This is a genomic window from Paraburkholderia sp. SECH4 (genome assembly GCF_030511745.1).
GTDB classification, from domain to species: domain Bacteria; phylum Pseudomonadota; class Gammaproteobacteria; order Burkholderiales; family Burkholderiaceae; genus Paraburkholderia; species Paraburkholderia madseniana.
The window spans coordinates 26901-48949 of the sequence record NZ_JALOCP010000044.1 but is presented as its reverse complement, the minus strand read 5'-3'; the positions used below and the strand labels follow the sequence as shown (position 1 = coordinate 48949).

The window sequence follows — 22049 nt, the reverse complement described above, 5'->3', positions numbered from 1 at the left end:
TTGCCGGAGAGGGAATCGATCATGAATGAAGGCAGTTTTGTGACGCCGTTTGCGGCGCGTTTCGAGTTGCGGGTGCCGGTCGTGCAGGCGCCGATGGCCGGCGGCGCGACGACGCCTGCGATGGTGGCGGCGGTATCGAATGCCGGCGGTCTTGGCTTCCTCGCGGCGGCGGCACTGTCGCCCGAGAAGATCGCAAGCGAAGTCGCGGCGATTCGCGCGCTGACGGATCGCCCGTTCGGCGTGAATCTGTTTGTACTGGAGCCGGCCGCGCCGGACGAAGCCACCGTGCGTCACGCGCTCGAAGCAATCGATCCATTGCGCACGGACCTCGGTTTGCCGCCGGGTCAGCCGCTCGAACGCTACGCGCCGGATTTTCGCGCGCAACTGGAAACGCTGATTGAATTGCGCGTGCCGGTGGCGAGTTTCACGTTCGGATTGCTTTCCGCCGCCGACGTCGCCCGACTGCATGCGAACGGCCTATATGTAATAGGCACCGCGACGCATGTTGCCGAGGGTGTCGCCTGGCGCGACGTGGGCGCAGATGCCATCGCCGCGCAAGGCGCGGAGGCGGGCGCGCATCGCGGCACCTTCATCGGCGCATTCGAGGAAGCGCTGGTCGGCACGATGGCGCTCGTGCCGCAACTCGTCGATGCGACCGGGCTGCCGGTACTGGCCGCCGGCGGCATCATGGACGGACGCGGCATCGTCGCCGCACTCGCGCTCGGCGCGCAAGCCGCGGTGATGGGCACTGCGTTCCTCACTTGTCTGGAGAGTGCGATACCGCAGGCATGGAAAACCCGAGTACGTTCGATGTCCGACACATCGACCTCCGTGACGCGCGCGATCACCGGCCGTCATGCGCGCGGCATACGCAATGCGTTGATGCAGCGGTTAAGCGAGTCGGCGCATAAGGTCGCGCCTTATCCGGTGCAAAACGCCTTGACGCAGGAACTGCGGCAAACCGCGAGCCGCGCGGATAACGGCGACTATCTGTCTCTGTGGTCAGGCCAGGGCGCGCCGCTTGGCCGCAAGCGCCGGGAAGGCCTCGGCGCTGCCGAACTGGTTGGGCAACTCGAGCAGGAATGGCATGCTGTGGCAGCACGGATCGGCGCGCTCAAACGTTGATTCGGCATGGCTCAGACGCGCGTCGCAGCAACTGCGACGCGCTTTGTTTTTACGCACAAAGCCTATTCGAAACATTAACGGTTTAACACGCTAAAAGCTTTAGGCCGCGCTGTTAGACGATAGGCGTACCTAGCGGAAACCCGCATGGGCTGGTGCTTTCCAGCCTGTCTTTCCAGCCGGGATCGACTCCTGTTGGATAAACGCTATTAGTGTTCATCCCACTTCCTCAAAAAAGTCCCACAATTTAATTTGATGGCCTACACTTGCGCGCAAGTACGGTTTGCCGTCTGCCACAAACAGTCCGGTGAACGTACTGGCCAAGTGCATGAACGATGCAACCGGCGTGGTCGTCCACGGGACTGAGCGACACGTGTAGGGAAGCGGGGGCACAGGGCGATTACGTTGTTTTTGGGACCGAAACTGGAGACTTACATGAACATCAAGATTCAAAAGCTGTTGCCGATCAGCGCTGCGGCCATGTTGTTTGCGTCGTTGGCAACGGGCGCGGTGGCGGACGAGGTCGTCAAGATCGGCCACGTTGCACCGTTGACCGGCGGTATCGCTCACCTGGGTAAAGACAACGAAAACGGCGCACGTCTGGCTGTTGAAGAAATCAACGCCAAGGGTCTGACGATCGGTGGCCAGAAAATCACGCTGCAACTCGACGCACAGGACGACGCAGCTGACCCGCGTACGGCTACGCAAGTCGCGCAGAAGCTGGTTGACGATAAGGTCGTCGCAGTGGTCGGCCACTTGAACTCGGGCACCTCGATCCCGGCTTCGAAGATCTATAGCGATGCTGGCATCGTGCAGATCTCGCCGTCGGCAACGAACCCGGCCTACACGCAACAAGGTTTCAAGACGACGTACCGTGTCGTGGCGACCGATGCGCAACAAGGTCCGGCGCTGGCTAACTATGCAGCCAAGGGTCTGAAAGTGAAGAGCGTCGCGATCGTCGACGACTCGACCGCTTACGGCCAGGGTCTCGCCAACGAATTCGAAAAGACCGCCAAGTCGCTGGGCCTGAACGTGATGTCGCATGACGCGACGAACGACAAGGCTGTCGACTTCCGCGCGATTCTGACGAAGATCAAGGGCGAAAACCCGGACGCGATCATGTACGGCGGTATGGACGCAACCGGCGGCCCGTTCGCCAAGCAAGCCAAGCAGCTCGGCCTGCGTGCGAAGGTGCTGGCGGGCGACGGCGTGTGTACCGACAAGCTGTCGGACCTGGCTGGCGACGCAACCGACAACATCGTCTGCTCGGAAGCCGGTATGGCGCTCGAGAAGATGGCTGGCGGCGCAGCGTTCCTCGCCAAGTATCAGAAGCGTTTCGGTCAGCCGATCCAGATCTACGCTCCGTTCACGTATGACGCTGTGTACATCATCGTCGACGCTATGAAGCGTTCGAACTCGACCGATCCGTCGAAGATCCTGGCAGCTATGCCGGCGACCGACTACAAGGGTGTGATCGGCGAAACCACGTTCGACTCGAAGGGCGACCTTCAACACGGCGTGATCTCGCTGTACAACTACAAGGCAGGCAAGAAGACGCTGCTCGACGTAGTGAAGATGTAAGAGCCGCATGACCGAAGACAGCCTGGTTTGTCTTCGATCAAGCAGATAAAAGGCACGCGCGCCGCAAGGCTCGCGTGCCTTTTCTTTTGAGCGTTTGCGTGCGAGGCTAGCGGGTTTGAGCACATCGTTTGGGAGAATGCCGTGACCACTGTGATCCGTTCGATCGACAACGGCTGGCGCCGCTGGATTGCCGAGAATCTGCTGCTCGACGCACCGCCGCCTGCGCTGCACGGTGCGCTGGTCGGACATGGTTTCGACCCCGCCGAAGCCGCGCGCGAAATCGAGGCGGCGCTCGCGAGTCCTTACTTTGAGGGTGCCGTGCGCTTGCGCAATCGTTTGCGCAAGCGTGAATGGATATTGTCGGTGTACGGCACGCTCAATCGTATGCGCGCCGGAAGCGGCGTGATCGAACGGCGCGAGCGTTTATCGCGTGACGAGTTCTTTGAGCAGTACTACTTTCAGAACCGGCCGGTCATCATCACCGGCGCTTTCGATTTCTGGCCGGCGCGCACGCAGTGGAGTTTCGACTACTTTCGCGAGCGGTGCGGCGATTGTGAAGTCGAGGTGCAGTTCGGCCGCGAGTCGGATGCGAATTATGAGATCAATCAGCCGAAGCTCAAGCGCATGATGCGCTTTGCCGATTATGTCGATCTCGTCGAGCGCAGCGGCCCGACTAACGATTTCTACATGACCGCCAATAACACTTCGCACAATCGCGCGTCCCTCGCGGCGTTATGGTCAGACGCGCCGACTATCCGCGAATATCTCGATGCCGAGTCGCCCGATACGGGTTTTTTCTGGATGGGGCCGGCAGGAACGAAGACGCCGTTTCACCATGATCTGACCAATAACTTCATGGCGCAGGTGATCGGCCGCAAACAGATCAAGCTGGTGCCCTTGTCCGATACGCCGCATATGGCGAACATGCTGCATTGTTATTCGGAGGTGGACGGCGGTGCGATCGACTACGAGCGTTTCCCGTCGATGCGCAATGCGCATTTGATGGAATGCACGCTCGAACCCGGCGAATTACTGTTTCTGCCGATCGGCTGGTGGCATTACGTGGAAGGACTCGATGCATCGGTGACGATGACGTTCACCAATTTTCTGCAGCGTAACGACTTCTCGCGCGACTACGTGACATATCACGAGCTGTGACAAAAAAACGGCGAGCCGGTTGACCCGGCTCGCCGCCCCCCTTCGACGCTTGTTTTTTCGCGTCTTTATTTGCTGTCGTTATTCGTATTCGTTACTTCTTGCTCGTCAGGCCGCCCAGACCGCCGAGCAAGCCACCGCCCGTGGTGCCGCCGGTCGAGGTCCCCGAACCGGTCAATGCGCCGGTGACAGTGCCCAGCAGACCGGTGATCGGCGCAAGCGGGTTGCTGGTACTGCCAGTGCCGCCCGAGCCCGCAGCCGACCCGAGCGCGCCTGTCAGCGACGACACTGCCGACGTCACCGGTGCCAGCGGGTTGCCGCTGCCACCGGTCCCGCCGCTCAATGCGCCCGTGACCGAGTTCAGCACACCGGTCAGCGGTGCAAGCGGGCTGCTGCCTGAGCTACCGCCGAGGCCACCGAGACTGCCAGTCACGGTGTTGAGGACGCTGGTCAGGGGGGCAAGCGGGCTGCTACCCGAGCTGCCGCCGAGGCCACCGAGACTGCCGGTCACCGTGCTAAGGACGCTGGTAATTGGCGCAAGCGGGCTGCCCGAACCGCTGCCGCCGGTCAGGCCGCCGCTCAAGGTGCCGGGCAACGCGGTGAGAATGCTGGTCAACGGCGCCAGCGGATTGCCCGTTGCGCCACCGCTGCCGCCCGGATTCAGGATGCCGGTGAGGCCGCCGAGCGGGTTGCTGCTGCTTGTGCCGCCCGCTGTCAGCAGGCCGCCGGCGGACGTGACCGTGTCGCCGAGCTTGGTCACGACATTGCCGAGGTTCTGGCCGATCGGGTTGTTGGTCGCGCTGCTGACCTGGCTGCCCGCGGTGTCGAGGCCGTGACCGATGGTCGACAGCAAACCGTTCAGCGGTGCGCCGAGTCCGGTCGTATCGCCGACGGTTTGGGTCGTTTGCGCGAGTGTGGCGGTGATCGGCGTGATCGCGGTGCTGACGGTTTGCGTCACTTGCTGGATCTGGCCGTTCGTCGGCTGCGAGCTCAGTTGCGTGCCAAGGCTGCTGACTGCAATGCCGAGCGTCGAGACCGTGCTGCCGAGCGGCGTGGTCAGCGGACTGAGCGGTGCGGTGGGACCGCTGCCGAGACTCGTCACGAGCTGACCGGCGCTGTTGACGGCCTGGCCTGCGTTATAAATCAGGCCGCCGCTGCTCGCCAGCGTCGTGCCGAGCGGATCGGTGGAATTGCCGAGCTGGCCGAGGCCGTTCGCCGCACCCGTGCCGACTGCGGTGACACCGGCGCCGAGATTCGAGACGACGTTGCCGAGCGCGGTCGTGGTGGCCGGGTTCGCGCCGGGGATCGGCGTGAGGCCGATCTGGCTGCCGATCGAGGAGACGGTTTGGCCGGCTGTGGTCAGCACGTTGCTGGTGTTCTGGACGACGACGCCGATCGGATTGGCGCTGGTCGGCGTTGGTGTCGGCGTTGGTGTCGGAGTGGGCGTCGGTGTCGGCGTCGGAGTGGGCGTCGGCGTCGGAGTGGGCGTCGGAGTGGGTGTCGGCGTCGGTGTCGGCGTGGGCGTCGGCGTCGGCGTCGGTGTCGGCGTCGGCGTCGGCGTCGGTGTCGGTGTCGGCGTCGGCGTCGGTGTCGGAGTCGGAGTAGGCGTCGGCGTCGGTGTCGGAGTAGGCGTCGGCGTCGGCGTTCCGCCTCCCGAGCCGCTTCCCGAACCAGAGCCCGAGCCGCTGCCGGAACCACTACCCGCCCCGGCCTTGGCGCTCGGGACGGTCAACGTGCTTCCGCATCCGGTCAGTAAGATCATCGACGTCACGCACATGGCGATCGCCGACAGTTTGAAATTGCGATTCATGGTCTGCTCCCCCGTAATTTGAAAATTGCTGGGAAGCTAACTGCAAGGCCTATGCCACTTGTGTTCGCATGCTCGATTCGATGAGTAAGGTCATACAAATCAAGAGGTTGGGAGAGGGTGCGTGACGCGATGAAGGTGTTGATGCCGCCGATGTGGCGGGGAACACATCAGCGTTCAGGCCGCGCGTAACGTAACGTAAGAGCGCGGGTTTTCATATGGCGTGACGCCCGCCGATGCAACAGCAGCGCGCGTCTGCGTCAGATCTTCAAACGCCGCAGCACCTTCGGACCCGCGATCGCGATCAGCGCCGAACACAGGGCCACCACGGACAATCCGATCGGCAAGCTGGTCGCCTGCGTCACTGCGCCGATGATCACGGGCCCGAGCAGCAGCCCGAAGTACGCCAGCCCGGCGACATGCGCGAGTCCTTCGGCCGCGTGAATGCCTTTGACGCTCGCAGCGGCCGCAAACAGCACGGGCATCATGTTCGCGAGGCCGAGACCCATCAGCGTGAAGCCGATGAGGGCGATGACCGGATTCGGCAGCAGCAGTGCGCCGACCATCCCCGCGCAGGCAAGCGACGCGCTCGCCATCACCAGTTGCGGTGCGCCGAAGCGGGCGCGCACGGCGTCGCCGGCGAAACGCGCCGCCGCCATTCCGCCCGAAAACGCCGCGTAGGCCGCGCTCGCGAGGGCCGGCGTGGACAGCACGACGTCGCGCATGTAGACGGTAGCCCAGTCGTACATCGCACCTTCGGCGATCAGCGCGACCAGCGCCATGGCACCGAGCGCCCACAAGGCCGGCGATCGCCAGCGGTTGGCGCGCGGCGTGGCGGCGTCGGGATGGTCGGCGTGGGGCACGTGCGGCAGTACGGAAGGGCAGGCCGCAATCAGCACCAGCGCGCTGATCGCCGCGGCCAGCGTGAGATGCACAGCCGGCGCCATGCCACGCGACAACAGGACGCCGCCCACCGCCGCGCCGACCATTCCGCCGACGCTGAACATGCCGTGCAGCGCTGACATGATCGGCTTGCCGAGCGTTTTCTCGACAGCGCTGGCTTCCGCGTTCATCGCGACGTCGAGCGTGGCCATGCCCGCACCGAAGACGGCCAGCACGATCAGCAACATCCAGTAAGCCGGCACGATCAGGATCAGCACCGCACATGCCGACATCACCAGACCGCCCGTCAGACAGGCCCGGCGCGTGCCGACCCGCGCAATCCAGGACGCATTCGCCGCCATTGCGCCGATCGAGCCACCGGCGAGAGCAAGCAGTGCGTAGGAGAGCATCGCCGCGTTCAAATGGAAGCGGTCGCGCACTGTCGGCACGTGCACGCCCCAAGACGCGTACATCATGCCGGCGATGAAGAACAGCGCCATCGTGGCGATACGGGCGCGCTGCCGCGCGGTGTCGGAGAGATCGCGATGAGCAGCGGGGAGAGTGACGAATTCGGCGGAGCGGTCGGACACGGAAATCTCGAGGAGGGAGAACGCGTGAGAAAGCGCGTTGAAAGCGAATTTCCGATTCTAACGAAGCGCGCTGTCTTATGCTTGGAGCAGATCGATCCAATGCCTGGCCATCGAGGAACGCGAACTTGAACATTCCCGCTCACGCACCGCTGCATCTGCTTCATATGGCCGCTATCGGTACGCTCGCAACTCACGCGCGTCAGCCGGAAGGCTTTCCTTATCCTTCGGTGCTGCCGTTCGCGCCGGATCCGCGGCATCGTCCGACGATCCTCGTGAGCCGGCTCGCCGAGCATACGCACAACCTGCACGCCGACCCGCGCGCCGGCTTTCTGGTCGTCGACGCACCGGACGGCGACGTGCTGAGCGGCCAGCGCGTCACCTTGCTCGGCACGTTCGAACCGGTCGACTCGACCCCCGAAGTCGTACAGCGCTATCTGCGCTATCACCCGGACGCCGAACGGTATCTGGTTCTCGGCGATTTCACGTTCTGGGCAATGAGGCTCGAGCGGCTGCGCTACATCGGCGGCTTCGGTGCGATGGGCTGGCTCGACGGCGCCGAACTCGATCCACTGCCGCCACTCGGCTTCGATGAAGAAAATGCGCTGATCGAACATTTCGCCGGTCATTCCCCGGGCGCCAGTGGACTTCAACTGCTCGGCGTCGATCGCTATGGCGCTGATCTGAAGCTGGACGGCGCGCGTACCCGTTTTGTCTTCGACGATGCGAAACGCAATACCGAAACCTTGCATGCGGCGCTCGAAGATTGCATCCAGCGCCACGCTAATTAAGTTTCGATTGCTGTTTCGGGAAAACACTCATGCCGCAATAACAAGGCAGAGCACGGGTCGTAATATGTTCCGACGTTTCATGTTAAAGCTTTCATGGCATGAAATGTTGGGACAATTTTTTTATCTTAAATTTCATTTTTTGATAATTAATCCAATAATGATCGATGTGCGACCATGCTTTTCAGCGGAATGCGAAAATTAGCTATTTGAAAGGGTCTGCGTAACATCGCGTCGGAGTGAAATTTTTTGAAACGAATTGAGATTAATTTTACGACGGCGCTTTTGTAGTCTTTCTATTTTGTGTTAATCTCGCCATCAAATTCCGAGGCATGATCACTTCAAAGGGCAAGCTGGCTTAAGACTGGCAGTCATTTATCCAAACCACAAGGGAACCTATGTCTTCCTACAAGGAACTACTCGCCCAGCGCGAGAAGCTCGAAAAGCAGATCGAAGAAGCAAAGTCGCGTGAATATGCAGAAGTGTTGAATGAGATCAAGCAGAAAATGGCCGATTACGGCATTTCGCTGACTGAACTCGGTGGTGGCCGTGGTGCCAAGGCTGCTAAGGCCGGTCGTCCGCGTGCAGGCGTCGCGCCGAAGTATCGTGATCCGGATAGCGGTAGCACGTGGTCGGGCCGCGGCAAGCCGCCGCGCTGGATCGCAGGTCTGGATCGCGAGAAATTTCTGATCCAGAAGTAATAGTTATACGGTCAATCAGTGGCGCATATAGCGCCTGCTGTTACCAGAAAAAAACCGCGTACCGTCAGGGCGCGGTTTTTTTATTGTCGCTGCAAATTGCCGTGACTCTTTGTCACACGCGTTCCATGAAACTGGAATGCGAATGCTTTTCGTTTAGATAAGCGTCTGATTTAAAAGGTTTTTTTGTGGTTTATCCAGTGCATATCAAGATGGGCCGGGTAGAATACAGGCATTGAACTCTTCACGTCGTTTCAGAGATGCCTTCCACCGCCGCCGTCCAGTCCGTCGAGAAACATCGCGTCGCGCGCAAAAGTACCTTTGTCAGTATTGCGCTCAATACGGTGCTGATGGCGCTGCAAATCGTCATCGGGGTGTTTGCCCATTCGCAGGCGCTGGTCGCCGACGGTATCCATTCGTTAGCCGATCTGATTTCCGATTTTGTCGTGCTAATCGCTAATCGGCACAGCGGCGCCAAGCCCGACGCGGATCACAATTACGGACATAGCCGCTATGAAACGGTTGCGTCATTGTTTTTGGGTGCGCTGCTGATTGTGGTCGGCGTCGGTATGTTGTGGCGTGCCGGCACGCGTCTCGCCGATTTGCAAAGCATCCCTGCCGTGCATATGAGCGCGCTCGCGGTGGCTGTGCTGGTGCTGATTTTCAAGGAAAGCCTGTTTCGCTACATGCTGCGCGAAGCGCAACGCGTGCGTTCAGCGATGTTGATTGCGAACGCATGGCACGCACGCTCGGACGCCGCTTCGTCATTGGTGGTCGCGATTGGCATTATCGGCAGCCTCGCAGGCGTGCGTCTGCTCGATCCGATCGCCGCGGCGATTGTCGGTTTCATGGTGGCGCGCATGGGCTGGATGTTCGGCTGGGACGCGCTGCAAGATCTTTCCGACCGCGCGCTCGACGAAGCCACCTCCACCGACATGCGTGCGCTATTGCTCGCAACGCCTGGCGTACGCGACGTGCATGAAATGCGCACCCGCAAGATGGGTGACTTCGCTCTCGTCGATGCGCACATTCTGGTCGACCCGCTGATCTCGGTATCGGAAGGGCACTACATCGCCGAATCGGCGCGCTTGCGCGTGCTGGCCGACAACCGCGTGCTCGACGCGCTGATCCATGTCGACCCGGAGAACGACGCAGTTGCGCGCCCGCCCGTCAATCTGCCGACCCGGGAGCGGGTCGTTGCCGTTGTCAACGCTGCGCTCGCCGCGGGTGGCGTGAAGGCCGCGGCGGTCAATATGCACTACTTGAGCACGGGGCTCGATGTCGAAGTGGTTTTGCCGACGCCGGGCTCGCGCACGGCCGAAAGTGATGAGCCGTGTCTTGCTCGTGTCGATCTTGACGCGCTCAGGCGCCGTCTCGGTGCCCGCAAGCTGGACGTGCTGCAGGGGGTGGACGTACTGCAGGCCGAAAGCGGCGTCTCGACGAAAGCAGGGCCCGGCGACACCATCGCCAGCGCCAAGGCTGAGCAACCGCATAGCGCCACGTGAGTGCGGTTACAGTCTCACAGCGGCAATTGCGTATCGAATTTGATCTCGCGCAGCACAACGCTCGTGCGCACTTGCGCGACGGCGGGAATCTTGAAGATGCGTTCGTGCAGAAAGCTGTCGTACGCCTTGATGTCCGGCGCGACGATCTTGAGGATGTAATCGGATTCGCCGGTCGTGCTGTAGCACTCGGTGACCTCCGGGCAGGTGGCAATTTCCCGCTCGAACTGTTCGACCCCGCCCTCGGTGTGGCGCGTGAGATGGATATGCGCAAGCGCGCAGACGTGCAGCCCCAGCTTTTCGCGATCCAGCAATGCCGTGTAGCGCTGGATCACCCCTGATTGCTCCATATCTTTGATACGGCGCCAGCACGGGGTGCTCGACAGGCCGACCTGGTCGGAAATTTCTTGCACGGACCGGCGTGCGTCGAGCTGCAGCAGGCGCAGGATTTTTTGAGAGAACGTATCGAGTGTCAACTGCGCCTCCGTTGGCGTCGCCCTATCAACGCATGGTAGAGGTCTCGAAAACGAAACGCAATGTAAAACGGCTTCGGCGAGGGAGATTACCTAATTTGCCGGTTCCTCAGCGGCGTTTTGTCCTGAGCCGTCCCCATCTTTAGCGGCCACCAGCGTGGCTGCCTGGACCGCGCGCAGATCCTTGAGCATGTTGCAGAAAAGCGCGCCCTGTTCAATCGCGTCATCCAGCGCGACATGCGTGTGCGGATGTTCGTCGAACCAGTGCTTCGGGAAGCGCGGCTTGATGTTCTTGCGGTACGGCAGGCCAGTCAGTGCGAAGGCCAGTGTCTTGATGTCGAGCGCCGACCACGAAAACGGACAGCGGCCGACAAACCGCATCATGTACCAGAACATATAGGTGAAGTCGAAACCGGCCGGCATCGCCACGAACACCGGCTTGCCCGGCAGCGCCTCCACCCATTCGACATAGGCCGTCAGTGCGGCCTGCGGATCCTGCAAATCCTTGCGGCAGGCTTCCCACGCTTCCGGCTGCGTCTTCCACCATGCTTCCTGCACCGGATGCGGCTTAGCACCGTCTAGCAATTCGAGATTCGCGGAGAAGGTGGCGATCAACTGCTTGTCTTCCGTGTATGCGGCGGAGGCGAAACTGAGCATCGAATGCGGGCCGGGAATTGGGCCGTCCGCTTCGACATCGGTGCTCACGTAGATTTCGCTGCTCATGCTTTGACTCCGTCGGCGACATACGGATTGGTGCGGCGCTCAGCGCCGAACGTCGAGGTGGGACCATGGCCCGGAACGAAGGTGACGTCGTCGCCGAGCGGCCAGAGTTTTTCGCGGATCGCGCGGACCAGGTCGGCGTGATTGCCGCGCGGAAAATCCGTGCGGCCGATCGATCCGGCGAACAGCACGTCACCCACCAGCGCGAGCCGATGTGCGCGGCTGAAGAACACCACGTGGCCTGGCGTGTGGCCCGGACAATGATAGACCTCGAGGGTTTCGTCGCCGAATTGCACGGTCTCGCCGTCTTGCAGCCAGCGATCCGGCTCGAACGCTTCGGCAGCAGGAAAGCCGAAGCGCGTGCTTTGATCCGGCAGCTTGTCGAGCCAGAAACTTTCGTCGGGATGCGGCCCTTCGATCGGCACGCCGTAGTGTGTGGCGAGCGTCTTCGCGCCGGCACAGTGATCGATGTGGCCATGCGTGAGGAATACTTTTTCGACCGTCACATTCTGGCGTGCGATTTCACCCTGGATGACATCCAGGTCGCCGCCCGGATCGACGACGGCCGCGCGTCCGGTTGCCTCGCAAACGAGCAGCGAGCTGTTCTGCTGGAACGGCGTAACGGGGATCAAGGTGACTTTCATGGATGACGGCGCCGCTGGAAAAACGTTGATTGTACCGGCGTCTCGTCGACGCTCGTCGAGGGCGCTGAGGCCCCGCTGCAGCGGGCTTTGAGCTGCCCATTTTTGCAGCAAGAGTGAAAATTCATCAAGGTTTTCAGTCGCTTGCCATCCCAAAATTTTCTTTTGGGTATAATGGCCTCCATGCACAAGGAATTGTGCATGCCACACGGCGATGCGTCCCCATCAAAAATGGGCACGCGGATTGCCACTCAAGTATGGGCTGTCGCAGTTTTGGGCGGCCATCAGGTATCGATGCATTCGATGCACACGTCTTACCCAGCCAGGCGCCGCGCGCCTGCAACGGACTTAAATTCCGTGACGCTGGGTGGGGCCTACGCCGCTGTTCCTGCGCGCTGAGTTCCGCGTGCAAGAACGTGTTTGCCACGTTCGATGGCGGCATGTGGGGTCTGGTCAGGCTGCCGGGGACAGGTTGCGCCAGACGTGAAAATTAACCGTGCGGTAGCGGCTGGGTAAGCCGCATCCGGGCTTTGACGTACTGCGCTTTTCTGCGCGGCGCGTTGTCGTCCATTGCCGCCGGAGTCGCAGGCAACACGCTCAACTTTTCGCGTGATGCGGCTCGACAATTTGATTGCACGTCTTATGAAAACTCGGTTATCCCGTGGTCTGGGGACTCTTTTTGCCTTTTTTGTGCTGGCCGGTTGCGCCACGCCTCCGGGCGCGAGCAACACGTCGGAAAGCGGCGTACCGCTGAGCACGAAGAATGCGCAGGGAGGTTCCTTCGGCCCGCAAGCTTTCGGTAGCGCGCCGGCATCCGACGCAGCCGCCAAAGGCTCGTCGCTGGCCGATGCCAAGCCGCTGACTGACGGCGGTTCGGGCATTTCGGACTTTCAGCAGACCGGTCGCGCCTCGTGGTACGGCCGCGGCTTCCATGGCCGCCGCACGGCCAACGGCGAACGTTTCGACATGCACGCGCTGACCGCGGCACATCGCACGTTGCCGCTCGGCTCGTATGTTCGCGTGACCAATCCGGCTACGTCGCGCTCGGTTGTCGTGCGCATCAACGACCGTGGCCCATATGCGCGTGGCCGGATCATTGACCTGTCGATGGCCGCCGCCGCCGCGCTCGACATGCGTCATGCCGGTACGGCGCGAGTCAAGATCGAAGGGTTGACGAGTCAGGAAGCACGCGCTGAACTGAATGAAACGCTGGCGTCGAACTCAGGTTCGAGCGCAGAGAAATAATGCAGGGGCCGCGGGCGCGCCTCTGACGCGCTCGTGACGCCGGGCAACATGGCGCTAACTCGCGCCGTTGTTCGCCGAAAGACAAAGGGCCGCTTCGCGCGGCCCTTTGTCTTTGCTCATCAACCGTGGCTGCACGCAGCCGCTCATTCCTTGCGGTCCTGGCTCGCGCTGCGAGCCTGATCCGCTGGCGCACATCCCTTCCCGTCCGCTTTATTCCTCGTCTTTCTTAAGCGCCAAAGCGCGCGTGTAGAGCGCGTTGCGCGATGCACCGGTGAGGGTTGCCGCAACTTTTGCCGCGCTGCTCACCGTCAACTCTTCCAGCAGGATGCCCAGTAACGCGTCGTGATCGTGTTCGCCAGCGGCTTCCGGCTGCGCACCTTCCACCACCAGGACGAACTCACCGCGTTGCCGGTTCGGATCGGCCGCGAGCCACGTTGGCCCTTCGGCCAGGGTGCCGCGGTGCAGCGCTTCATGTAACTTCGTCAATTCCCGTGCGATCAGCAGCTTGCGCTCGCCGCCGAATGCGTCGGCCAACGCCTGCACCGTTTCGACGATCCGGTGCGGCGCTTCGTAGAACACCATCGCGTGCGGATGGTTCGCGAGCGCTTGCAGTGCCGCGGCGCGTGCTTTTGCCTTCGGCGGCAGGAAGCCGAGGAACGAGAACGTCGCGACCCAGTCGCCGGCCGCGCTTAATGCGGTGGCGAGCGCGCTTGCGCCGGGCAGCGGAATGACCGGGAAACCGGCTTCGCGCACCGCGTCGACGAGTTTTGCGCCGGGGTCCGAGATGCCGGGCGTGCCCGCATCGGATACGTAGGCCACGCGTTCGCCCGCTTGCAAGTGTTCGATCAGGCGCAGCGCCGCGGCCCGCTCGTTGTGCTGATGAACCGCGACGAGCGGCTTCGAGATGCCGTAGCGCGCGAGCAATTGGCCGGTGTTGCGGGTGTCTTCGGCGGCGATGCGGTCCACCAGTCCGAGCACATGCAACGCGCGCAGCGTGACGTCGGCGATGTTGCCGATCGGCGTGGCCACCACATACAGCGCGGCGGCAGGGTACTGCTGCCCCTGCGCGAGTTCGGAGAGAGGAGTCATGAGACAGAAGACGCAGACAGACAGAACGAGGCCGCCATTGTGCCACGCAGCGGCGCGTGAACCGGGTGGTGGGCAGGTGAGTGCGCGGGCCGACGGCCACAACTTTTCGAGACCAACCGGGTCCAAACTCGTCGGCGCGGCTTTCGAGGCGCGTGCGATGGAGTTTTTGCAGCGGCAGCGTTTGCGTTTCGTCGCGCGCAACGTGCTGTGCCGGGGCGGTGAGATCGATCTGGTGATGCGCGACCGTGACGGTGCGCTGGTGTTCGTCGAAGTTCGCGCGCGTGCGCAGCAGCATTATGGCGGCGCGGCGGCGAGCATCGGCTGGCAAAAGAAGCAGCGGATCGTGCGTGCCGCGCGGCATTACCTGGCAACCCGCAGCAGGCGTTCGCACGATGAGCCCGCATGCCGTTTCGACGTGATTGCGTTCGAAGCGGGTCGGCTCGTGTGGCTGCGCGATGCGTTTCGCGCTGACGAAGTCTGATGCAGTGCGGGGAGAACGCGCGTGAGTGCGATAAACTTGCGCTCGCGTGCGGGCCTCGTGAACCACACCGGCGTATAGAAAGCAGCGACGAGGTAGCGCATTTCGCGATGTTTTTGCGCATCCGCACTGTGTTGCCGGCATGGTTCATCAGAGCGGCACGACTTCGCAATACGACTTCACAACACGGCCGCGCATTGCGGTCCATTCGCGGTAGAAAATAGAGACTCGATGTCAGTCGAACGCATTCAACAACACTTCCGCGACAGTGCGGCAGTCAAACTCGAAGCCCTCGAAACCCTGTCGATGCCGATCGCCGCTGCGATCGACACGATGTTCGCTGCGCTTGCCAACGGCAGCCGCATTCTGGCGTGCGGCAACGGCGGCTCGGCGGCCGACGCGCAACATTTCGCCGCCGAACTGATCGGCCGCTTCGAGCGTGAGCGCCCGGGCTTGCCGGCAATTGCGCTGACCACCGACACGTCCGTGCTCACTGCCATCGCCAACGATTACTCATTCGAGCAGATTTTTTCGAAGCAGGTGTGGGCGCTTGGCCAGCCAGGCGATGTGTTGCTGGCGATCACCACGTCCGGCAATTCCGCCAATGTGCTGGCCGCGATCGAGGCCGCGCACGAACGCGAAATGATCGTGGTCGCGCTGACCGGTAAAGGCGGCGGCCGTATGCAGGAAGTACTGGGCGATACCGATATTCACATTTGTGTGCCGTCCGATCGCACCGCGCGTATTCAGGAAGTGCATTTGCTGACCATCCATTGTCTGTGCGACGGCATCGATGCCATGTTGCTGGGCGAAGACTGAGATTGATTCCGAAGGAGAGCTAGTTGATGAGCGTATTCCGCGTCAAGAAGACACTGGTGAGAACCGTGCTGGTGGTCGGGTTCGCCGCGGGACTGTCCGCGACGTTGCAGGGTTGCTTTCTCGCCGTTGCCGGCGCGGCGGGCGGCGGCGCGCTGGTGGCGACCGACCGGCGCACGCTCGGCGCGCAGACCGAGGATCGCGAGTTGCAGGTGAAGGCGATGTCGCAGATCAGCCAGAACTTGCCTGACAACGCGCACGTCAATGTGACGGTGTTCAACCGCCGCGTGCTGCTGACCGGCGAAGTGGCGGGTGACGTCTCGAAGCAACGCGCGGAGAGCATCGTGCGTGGCTTGAACAACGTCAACACGATCGTCAACGAACTGGCGATCATGCCGGCCAGCTCGTTCTCGTCGCGCACCAATGATACGTACCTGGAAACGCGTGTGAAGACCGCGCTGATCGCCGAGAAGAACATTTCGGCGAACAACTTCAAGGTCGTGGCCGAGCGCGGCTCGCTGTATCTGATGGGGCTTGTCACGATGGACGAAGGCAATCGCGGCGCCGACGTCGCGAGCCGCGTGCCGGGTGTCACGCAGGTCGTGAAGGTGTTCCAGTACATTCAGCCGCAGGAAGCGGCGGCTGCTGCCGCTGCGGCGGCGACCGCACCGGTTGCCGCTTCGCAGCCGGACGCGAGTGCGCCGACTGTCGGTGCGATCCCCGATTCATCGGTGAGTTCGCGTCCGCTCGATCAGCAGGCGCCGGCGCCGGTCAGCAATTCGAACGCGGTGCATCCGGGTAATCCGAAGGCGACGACGCCATGAAGCGGGGCGTTGCTTTCGTTGTCGCGATGTTGACGGCTAGCGCGTTGGCCGGTGCTTTTGCCTCTTCAGCGCGTGCGGCCGATGCACCGCGTGGTCAGATCGTTGCTAACTCGAATGCCTGCATGGGATGTCACGCGGTAGACCGAAAACTGGTCGGTCCGTCGTTCCAGCAGATCGCTACGAAGTACAAGGGCGATGCGCAAGCGCCGGCAAAATTGTCGCGCAAGGTGAAGGACGGCGGCTCCGGTGTATGGGGGATGATTCCGATGCCGGCGCATCAATCGATGAGCGATGCGGACATCCGCACGGTAGTGGATTGGGTGCTGGCTGGGGCGCCGTCGAAGTGATGTTTTGCCGCCCGTTTTGCCTCCGGGTTTTACCGCCGCGGGGGCTTGGCAAAACGCAAAATGCCTGTGCTAGAATTGTTTGCACGTTGGGGGGGTAGCTCAGCTGGGAGAGCGTCGCGTTCGCAATGCGAAGGTCGGGAGTTCGATCCTCCTCCTCTCCACCAAATTCAAGTCTGGTTAAGTCCAGCGAAGGCCGGAAAGTCCTTATCCCATAAGGCTTCCGGCCTTTTTTACGTCCACGGTTGTCCAGCTACGTCTAGTGGAATCTTGATGCTCTTCGGGGCAGGATAAGGGGCATCGGCCTCTGCTTCCAACTCAGGATGCCCCCAATGCCCCTCACGGACGTCGCCATCAGGAACGCCAGGCCAACCGGAAAAACCCACCGCCTGTGGGACGCCGGCGGCCTGTATCTCGAGGTTACCGCCGGCGGGTCGAAGCTGTGGCGGTGGAAGTACCGTTTCGACGGAAAAGAAAAGAGGCTCTCGTTTGGTCGGTATCCCGACGTCAGCCTGAAGGATGCACGGGCCAAGCGCGACGACGCGCGCAAGCTGCTGGCCGACGACATCGACCCGAGCGAGCACAAGAAAGCGGTCAAGGCGGCGAGGCTCGAAAGCGCGGCCAACAATTTTGAGGCGGTCGCCCGGGAGTGGTTCGAACGGATGATGTCCGACAAGGCGAAATCGCACAAAGACAAAGTCATTGCGCGGCTCGAGAACGATGTATTCCCGTGGCTGGGCAAGCGGCCCATATCTGAAATCAGCGCGCCCGAGATACTCGCCTGCCTAAGACGAATCGAGGAACGCGGTGCGCGTGATACGGCGCATCGGGCGCTGCAGAACTGCTCGGCAGTGTTCCGGTTCGCGGTGGCTATCGGCAAAGCACACGGCAATCCCGCTGACCATCTGAGGGGGGCGCTGCCGCCAGCCCGACCGGGCCATTTTGCAGCGGTAACGGAACCCGAGAATATTGGCCCGCTGCTGCGCAAGATGTACGAGGTGAACGCCACCTTTCCTGTCAGGTGTGCGCTCAGGCTTGCCCCATATCTGTTTTGTCGGCCTATCGAGTTGCGCTCGATGCGATGGAGTGAGGTCCATCTCGACGCAGCCGAGTGGCGCTATATCGTCGGCAAGACCCAAACAGCCCATATCGTCCCGCTGGCATCACAGGCAGTCGCCATCCTGCGTGAGTTGCAGCCTTTGACCGGGAGTTGGACATATGTCTTTCCCGGCAGGGACGACAAGGCTCAGCCCATGTCAGGCAATACAGTGAATGTCGCGTTAAGACGGGCAGGCATTAGTACCCGAGACGAGCAGACTGGCCACGGTTTCAGGGCAATGGCTCGCACGATACTGCACGAAAGACTTGGCATTAAGCCGGAAGTCATCGAACACCAGTTGGCGCATAGCGTCCCCGACCAATTGGGCACAGCTTATAACCGAACGAGATTTCTCGATGACCGCAGGAAAATGATGCAGGAATGGGCGGACTATTTAGACATCCTGCGTGAAAACTAAAAAAGGGTGTTCCAGACGCTTCAAAAAAGCGCTTGACGGGTTTCTGGCCGGTCGATAATACTTGCTTCGTCGTCACTGGACGACAGGTTGCTGGCAAGCCCTGCTCCAGCAGCTTCCAGGAAAAAATTGAGGCAGTACTTCCACGATTAATGTGTGGATTGAGGACATATCTCCAGGGGTTTTATTTGCGGAGATAGTCGAATGCAACACTTGCACGACTCCATTGTGCGCCATTCTAATGTAGTGGCGCTTTTCCCTGCTCAACGCCCGGTTGCGGTTGAGCGCAATGCTCACAGTCCGCTCACGGACCTTGCCATCAAAAACGCGAAGCCGCGTAACAAGGTTTATCGCGTTTATGATTCCAGGGGCTTGTATCTCGAAGTTACTCCCGGCGGGTCGAAACTTTGGCGACTCAAGTATCGGTTCGACGGGAAAGAGAAAAGAGTCTCGTTAGGCCAATACCCGACAACCGCGTTGGAGAAGGCGCGCAAAAGGCGAGACGCTGCGCGCGAACTGCTGGACGACGGTATTGACCCGAGTGCGCATAGAAAAGCCACCAAGGCCGCGAGACTTGAGAGCGTCGCTAGTACCTTTGAAGCCGTCGCGCGCGATTGGTTTGAGCGGATGATGTCCACTAGGGCGAAATCGCACCGGGAGAAAGTTTTCGCCCGCCTCCAGAACGACATTTTCCCGTGGCTGGGTAAGCGGCCCATCGCGGAAATCACCGCACCTGAGGTGCTGGCCTGTCTTCAACGCATACAGGGCCGCGGGGCCAAAGATACCGCGCACCGCGCAAAGCAGAATTGCTCGCAGGTGTTCAACTACGCAGTCGCCTGCGGTCGGGCGCAAAACAACCCTACCGTGTACCTGAGCGGAGCGTTGGCACCTGCCAGGCCCGGGCACTTCGCTGCCATTACCAATCCGGCAGAGGTGGGACCGTTGCTCCGCGCGATGGATGAGGTCAGTGCGACCTTCCCTGTCAAATGCGCCCTGAGAATCAGCCCCTACGTCTTTTGTCGTCCCGGCGAACTGCGCATGATGCGCTGGGATGACATCGACCTGGAGAAGGGGGAGTGGAATTACATTCCTGAAAAGAGGGGCGAGAATTTTGACACTTCGGTCCCGCCTGTTCTTCATCTGGTTCCGCTGGCAACCCAAGTGGTCGTAATCCTGCGTGAGTTGCAGCTGCTCACCCGGCGACATGGGTACGTCTTCCCTGGCGTGGCTGATAAGAAAAAGCCGATGTCTAACGCCACGGTGAACGCCGCGTTGCGTCGCGCGGGATATAGCACCCGTGAGCAACATACTGGGCACGGTTTCCGGGCCATGGCTCGGACCATCCTGCACGAAGGTCTGGGTTTCACACCTGAAGTGATTGAGCATCAGTTGGCTCACCGTGTTCCTGACCCGCTGGGGGGCGCATATAACCGCACGAGATTTCTCGCCGATAGGCGACGAATGATGCAGCAATGGGCGGACTATCTGGACCGCCTGCGTGAAGGTGCCGAAGACGAGGCGTTAGTCGATGTAGAAACCGCTTGACGGTGCGCCTGGTGGTGGACGATGACTTCTTCTGCCGCTAATAGATGACAGCCGCCGGCAAGCCCGACTCCGGCGGCGTATAGGAAAAATTCGAGCAGTATTTCTACGGTTTATTCGTAGAGCCAGGAAATATCTCCAGGGCAATATTTTTGGGGATGGTCACATGCAAACACAGCATGACTTTCTTTTGCGCCTTCCGGAAGTGCTGGCGCTTGTTCCTGTTTCCCGTGCCACCTGGTATGCGGGAGTGAAAAAAGGCCGCTATCCGGAGCCGGTTTCTCTCGGTCCTCGCTGCGTTGCCTGGAAGGCAAGTGATATTCAGCGGATTGTCAGTCACGGTGTGCCGGATGTGTCTCCGTCTGAATAGCGTATCCGTGAATTTCGTGCGCCTGCTCGAGGGCGAGAGTTCGAGCGGGCGCGTTCCTACCTTACGAACGCGTGTTGCTACGTCTCTCATTCTAAGTAGAGGTCAAGCAACCGCGCGCAAGAACTCGCCCGGTACGATTTCGGGCCGGGCGCTGTCGAGTCGACGCAATGACACTTGGGAGGCAGGCGGGATACGGGCATGCTTGCCCGACACGGTCCAGTTTCCGGCAGGCACGGCAGCGCAGGTGCTGGTGTGAGGAGATGCGTGACGATTGCGACGGGGTCGTCCGGAGCCGTTTGGGTTTGGACCGCGGAACCTCGCGGCTGGCGTCCCGGGCTTAAGGATTGCGAGGGGCGTGCCGATAAAGGAACAGATGAAATGTAATTGTCCGTACCACTCCAACCGCAGGAACCTTTGACGTCATGCCTGAATTGACCCAAGAACACCGCCGTGCCATCTGCTTTCGTGAAGCCGGACGCGCCATCATCCATGCCCTTGGGGGCGCGCATGTCTATCGCGTGGCTGTTGCCCCGACCGGCAGCAGCGCGTGGCGCTATCAACCCCGGAAAGGTCGTGAGAAGGTTGACCTGCTCGGTATCTGCGAAGCGTCGGACGAGCCGTCCGTGACCATGCATGTCCAGTGGGATGAAGAGACGGAGCAGTTCGTAAGTAACCGCGAAGGATTCGAGCGGCTCGTGGAGCAGGCGCGCAGCGTCGTGCTGAAGGGGCAACAGCCAAAATCCCCGAGTGAAAACCTGGAGATATGGCGCCGCCTGGTCCGGGCGCACGTGTGCAGCCGACTGGCTGGCCCGGTTGCAGGAACTGTCTACGCGCAGCGCGCGTTTGAAATGGAGGCGGCCCAAGCCGACGCCGAGTTCGAGCACGACCTGGCAGTGGCCGATGGGATATCGCAGCTGTTACCGCCGGGAGCGCTCGAGCATCTCGTGCGGGTGACGGATGAGACCTTGCGCACGCCGTCCGTCTGGGCGCGGGTGACGGCACTCGCGGAGGAGCTGGAACGCGTGGGCGATATGGCTGACCAGCTTGACGACTATCTGCCTGAACCGCTGGCGGGCTGGCCGGCTGGCATCGCCGAGGTACCGGGTGGGGTCCAGGTGACCGGAGAAGCCTAAGGTGTGCATCCCGCCGTGTCCCAGCGGGATGATGTCTGGCTGCTGGTCCTGGCAGCAGCCGCTGCGGCGTAGTCAGAATGGCGCAGGCTTCAGTTCAATTGGCTCGCGGTCGAGCGTCGAGGTTGTCGCAGGGGGCGTGCGTCGTGTGCCCGCCGGTAGCACTCACGTGACATCTCCAGCGAGCGTCACCTCAGCGTTTTTCACTACCGTGCTTCAGCCAGAATGGAGCGGCAGCCGACCGTGCGGTCGACAGACGGAGAGAGGCTCGGAAGGCGGATGCTTTTCTGCGTGAGGGTCCAACGTGGGTGGGCGTTGTCCTTCAATCACCGGGAGCTGGATGGTATCGCCACATCCACATGGACACATGAGGGCCGCGAGCCAAAATTGCCCACATTCCCCGACCGCGTACAACTTATGGGCCTGGACCTCATTGGGCAGGTCGTCAACGGCGACGACTGTGTATCGGCCGAACCGGGCTCAGCCTCACCACCCGGGAATTCAAACCCACGGAAGATGCTCAGGGCTGAGCCATCTTGGGCTATCGACCACGTCGGTGGCCTTTCCTGTGATGTTGAAACGTTAGGCGGATATACTGTCGAAGGGCCAGTTTTACCGATGGTTGTCAGTTATCAATAAAAGACAGGACTTGCTGGCAATCGAAATACAAACTCCGATTTGAGAGACGGGGAATAAAAGTGGATGCAGGGTGGTGGACTAAGGCCGAACAGCTAGACCCGC

General features: G+C 61.3%; 21 protein-coding genes, 1 tRNA gene and 1 pseudogene. 16 read left to right on the top strand and 7 right to left on the bottom strand.

The genetic code is table 11. The annotated features are described in order from the left end of the window. Window positions 1-21: 21 nt before the first annotated feature. The 3 genes from M0D67_RS36065 (at window position 22) to M0D67_RS36055 (ending at window position 3861) form a co-directional block, all read left to right on the top strand. On the top strand, window positions 22-1125 hold the full coding sequence (locus M0D67_RS36065) for a nitronate monooxygenase family protein (RefSeq protein WP_171925059.1): 1104 nt from the start codon (window positions 22-24) through the stop codon (window positions 1123-1125). Between the two features lie 432 nt (window positions 1126-1557). Further along, complete coding sequence (locus M0D67_RS36060) at window positions 1558-2703, top strand: branched-chain amino acid ABC transporter substrate-binding protein (protein WP_154558892.1); 1146 nt, start codon at window positions 1558-1560, stop codon at window positions 2701-2703. Window positions 2704-2844: 141 nt separating this feature from the next. After that, entirely contained in the window at window positions 2845-3861 is a 1017-nt protein-coding gene (locus tag M0D67_RS36055; protein ID WP_168435587.1) for a cupin-like domain-containing protein, read from the top strand. Window positions 3862-3952: 91 nt separating this feature from the next. Here the strand turns inward: M0D67_RS36055 and M0D67_RS36050 are convergent. Then, window positions 3953-5359, bottom strand: a pseudogene (locus M0D67_RS36050) (collagen-like triple helix repeat-containing protein); the annotation flags it as partial. Between the two features lie 566 nt (window positions 5360-5925). Continuing rightward, window positions 5926-7137 (bottom strand): MFS transporter, encoded by a 1212-nt coding sequence (locus tag M0D67_RS36045; RefSeq protein ID WP_168435586.1) that lies wholly within the window; start codon window positions 7135-7137, stop codon window positions 5926-5928. Between the two features lie 125 nt (window positions 7138-7262). Here M0D67_RS36045 and M0D67_RS36040 point away from each other — a divergent pair, with 125 nt between their 5' ends. From M0D67_RS36040 to M0D67_RS36030, 3 genes are all read left to right on the top strand, one after another. Next, complete coding sequence (locus tag M0D67_RS36040; RefSeq protein WP_154558891.1) at window positions 7263-7925, top strand: HugZ family protein; 663 nt, start codon at window positions 7263-7265, stop codon at window positions 7923-7925. 395 nt (window positions 7926-8320) lie between these two features. Then, entirely contained in the window at window positions 8321-8623 is a 303-nt protein-coding gene (locus M0D67_RS36035; RefSeq protein ID WP_054037926.1) for an H-NS family nucleoid-associated regulatory protein, read from the top strand. Window positions 8624-8880: 257 nt separating this feature from the next. Beyond that, entirely contained in the window at window positions 8881-10125 is a 1245-nt protein-coding gene (locus M0D67_RS36030; protein ID WP_266241889.1) for a cation diffusion facilitator family transporter, read from the top strand. A 14-nt stretch (window positions 10126-10139) separates the two neighbouring features. On the opposite strand, the gene M0D67_RS36025 is transcribed toward M0D67_RS36030, so the two are convergent. From M0D67_RS36025 to M0D67_RS36015, 3 genes are all read right to left on the bottom strand, one after another. Then, window positions 10140-10598, bottom strand: a complete 459-nt coding sequence (locus tag M0D67_RS36025) for an Lrp/AsnC family transcriptional regulator (RefSeq protein ID WP_012431468.1) — start codon at window positions 10596-10598, stop codon at window positions 10140-10142. A 90-nt stretch (window positions 10599-10688) separates the two neighbouring features. Further along, on the bottom strand, window positions 10689-11318 hold the full coding sequence (locus M0D67_RS36020; RefSeq protein WP_266241887.1) for an exonuclease: 630 nt from the start codon (window positions 11316-11318) through the stop codon (window positions 10689-10691). Beyond that, complete coding sequence (locus tag M0D67_RS36015) at window positions 11315-11959, bottom strand: MBL fold metallo-hydrolase (RefSeq protein ID WP_097390963.1); 645 nt, start codon at window positions 11957-11959, stop codon at window positions 11315-11317. The genes M0D67_RS36020 and M0D67_RS36015 overlap by 4 nt, the downstream gene beginning before the upstream one ends. A 609-nt stretch (window positions 11960-12568) precedes the next feature. Here M0D67_RS36015 and M0D67_RS36010 point away from each other — a divergent pair. Continuing rightward, window positions 12569-13201 (top strand): septal ring lytic transglycosylase RlpA family protein, encoded by a 633-nt coding sequence (locus M0D67_RS36010; RefSeq protein ID WP_266241885.1) that lies wholly within the window; start codon window positions 12569-12571, stop codon window positions 13199-13201. Window positions 13202-13411: 210 nt separating this feature from the next. Here M0D67_RS36010 and rsmI read toward each other — a convergent pair whose 3' ends face one another. After that, window positions 13412-14290 (bottom strand): 16S rRNA (cytidine(1402)-2'-O)-methyltransferase, encoded by an 879-nt coding sequence (gene rsmI, locus M0D67_RS36005; protein ID WP_097390966.1) that lies wholly within the window; start codon window positions 14288-14290, stop codon window positions 13412-13414. Here rsmI and M0D67_RS36000 point away from each other — a divergent pair. The 9 genes from M0D67_RS36000 to M0D67_RS35960 all read left to right on the top strand — a co-directional run bounded on the left by M0D67_RS36000 (window position 14289) and on the right by M0D67_RS35960 (window position 21311). Next, a complete protein-coding gene (locus M0D67_RS36000) occupies window positions 14289-14771 on the top strand; it encodes a YraN family protein (RefSeq protein ID WP_266241883.1) in 483 nt (160 codons plus the stop codon). The genes rsmI and M0D67_RS36000 overlap by 2 nt on opposite strands. Before the next feature lie 228 nt (window positions 14772-14999). After that, window positions 15000-15587, top strand: a complete 588-nt coding sequence (locus M0D67_RS35995) for a phosphoheptose isomerase (RefSeq protein ID WP_097390968.1) — start codon at window positions 15000-15002, stop codon at window positions 15585-15587. A 26-nt stretch (window positions 15588-15613) separates the two neighbouring features. Then, on the top strand, window positions 15614-16408 hold the full coding sequence (locus M0D67_RS35990; RefSeq protein WP_154558884.1) for a BON domain-containing protein: 795 nt from the start codon (window positions 15614-15616) through the stop codon (window positions 16406-16408). Next, complete coding sequence (locus tag M0D67_RS35985) at window positions 16405-16755, top strand: c-type cytochrome (protein WP_154558883.1); 351 nt, start codon at window positions 16405-16407, stop codon at window positions 16753-16755. Before M0D67_RS35990 ends, M0D67_RS35985 begins: the two co-directional genes overlap by 4 nt. Window positions 16756-16843: 88 nt before the next feature. After that, window positions 16844-16919 (top strand) — tRNA-Ala (locus tag M0D67_RS35980). 165 nt (window positions 16920-17084) lie between these two features. Further along, entirely contained in the window at window positions 17085-18269 is a 1185-nt protein-coding gene (locus M0D67_RS35975) for an integrase arm-type DNA-binding domain-containing protein (RefSeq protein ID WP_266241880.1), read from the top strand. Window positions 18270-18470: 201 nt separating this feature from the next. Next, window positions 18471-19811, top strand: a complete 1341-nt coding sequence (locus M0D67_RS35970; RefSeq protein WP_266241879.1) for an integrase arm-type DNA-binding domain-containing protein — start codon at window positions 18471-18473, stop codon at window positions 19809-19811. Between the two features lie 163 nt (window positions 19812-19974). Then, a complete protein-coding gene (locus tag M0D67_RS35965) occupies window positions 19975-20178 on the top strand; it encodes an AlpA family transcriptional regulator (protein ID WP_266241877.1) in 204 nt (67 codons plus the stop codon). 422 nt (window positions 20179-20600) lie between these two features. Beyond that, on the top strand, window positions 20601-21311 hold the full coding sequence (locus M0D67_RS35960) for a hypothetical protein (RefSeq protein WP_266241876.1): 711 nt from the start codon (window positions 20601-20603) through the stop codon (window positions 21309-21311). A 213-nt stretch (window positions 21312-21524) separates the two neighbouring features. Here the strand turns inward: M0D67_RS35960 and M0D67_RS42165 are convergent, their stop codons facing one another. After that, window positions 21525-21722 (bottom strand): DUF6527 family protein, encoded by a 198-nt coding sequence (locus M0D67_RS42165; RefSeq protein WP_367892358.1) that lies wholly within the window; start codon window positions 21720-21722, stop codon window positions 21525-21527. Window positions 21723-22049 lie beyond the last annotated feature (327 nt).

Coding starts and splice junctions, on each gene's coding strand:
- M0D67_RS36020 (WP_266241887.1), bottom strand. CDS start 11,318: ATGAGCAGCGAAATCTACGTGAGCACCGATGTCGAAGCGGACGGCCCA.
- M0D67_RS35975 (WP_266241880.1), top strand. CDS start 17,085: ATGCCCCTCACGGACGTCGCCATCAGGAACGCCAGGCCAACCGGAAAA.
- M0D67_RS35960 (WP_266241876.1), top strand. CDS start 20,601: ATGCCTGAATTGACCCAAGAACACCGCCGTGCCATCTGCTTTCGTGAA.
- M0D67_RS36000 (WP_266241883.1), top strand. CDS start 14,289: ATGAGACAGAAGACGCAGACAGACAGAACGAGGCCGCCATTGTGCCAC.
- M0D67_RS36030 (WP_266241889.1), top strand. CDS start 8,881: ATGCCTTCCACCGCCGCCGTCCAGTCCGTCGAGAAACATCGCGTCGCG.
- M0D67_RS35970 (WP_266241879.1), top strand. CDS start 18,471: ATGCAACACTTGCACGACTCCATTGTGCGCCATTCTAATGTAGTGGCG.
- M0D67_RS36010 (WP_266241885.1), top strand. CDS start 12,569: ATGCGGCTCGACAATTTGATTGCACGTCTTATGAAAACTCGGTTATCC.
- M0D67_RS36035 (WP_054037926.1), top strand. CDS start 8,321: ATGTCTTCCTACAAGGAACTACTCGCCCAGCGCGAGAAGCTCGAAAAG.
- rsmI (WP_097390966.1), bottom strand. CDS start 14,290: ATGACTCCTCTCTCCGAACTCGCGCAGGGGCAGCAGTACCCTGCCGCC.
- M0D67_RS35965 (WP_266241877.1), top strand. CDS start 19,975: ATGCAAACACAGCATGACTTTCTTTTGCGCCTTCCGGAAGTGCTGGCG.
- M0D67_RS36015 (WP_097390963.1), bottom strand. CDS start 11,959: ATGAAAGTCACCTTGATCCCCGTTACGCCGTTCCAGCAGAACAGCTCG.
- M0D67_RS35995 (WP_097390968.1), top strand. CDS start 15,000: ATGTCAGTCGAACGCATTCAACAACACTTCCGCGACAGTGCGGCAGTC.
- M0D67_RS35990 (WP_154558884.1), top strand. CDS start 15,614: ATGAGCGTATTCCGCGTCAAGAAGACACTGGTGAGAACCGTGCTGGTG.
- M0D67_RS36060 (WP_154558892.1), top strand. CDS start 1,558: ATGAACATCAAGATTCAAAAGCTGTTGCCGATCAGCGCTGCGGCCATG.
- M0D67_RS35985 (WP_154558883.1), top strand. CDS start 16,405: ATGAAGCGGGGCGTTGCTTTCGTTGTCGCGATGTTGACGGCTAGCGCG.
- M0D67_RS36065 (WP_171925059.1), top strand. CDS start 22: ATGAATGAAGGCAGTTTTGTGACGCCGTTTGCGGCGCGTTTCGAGTTG.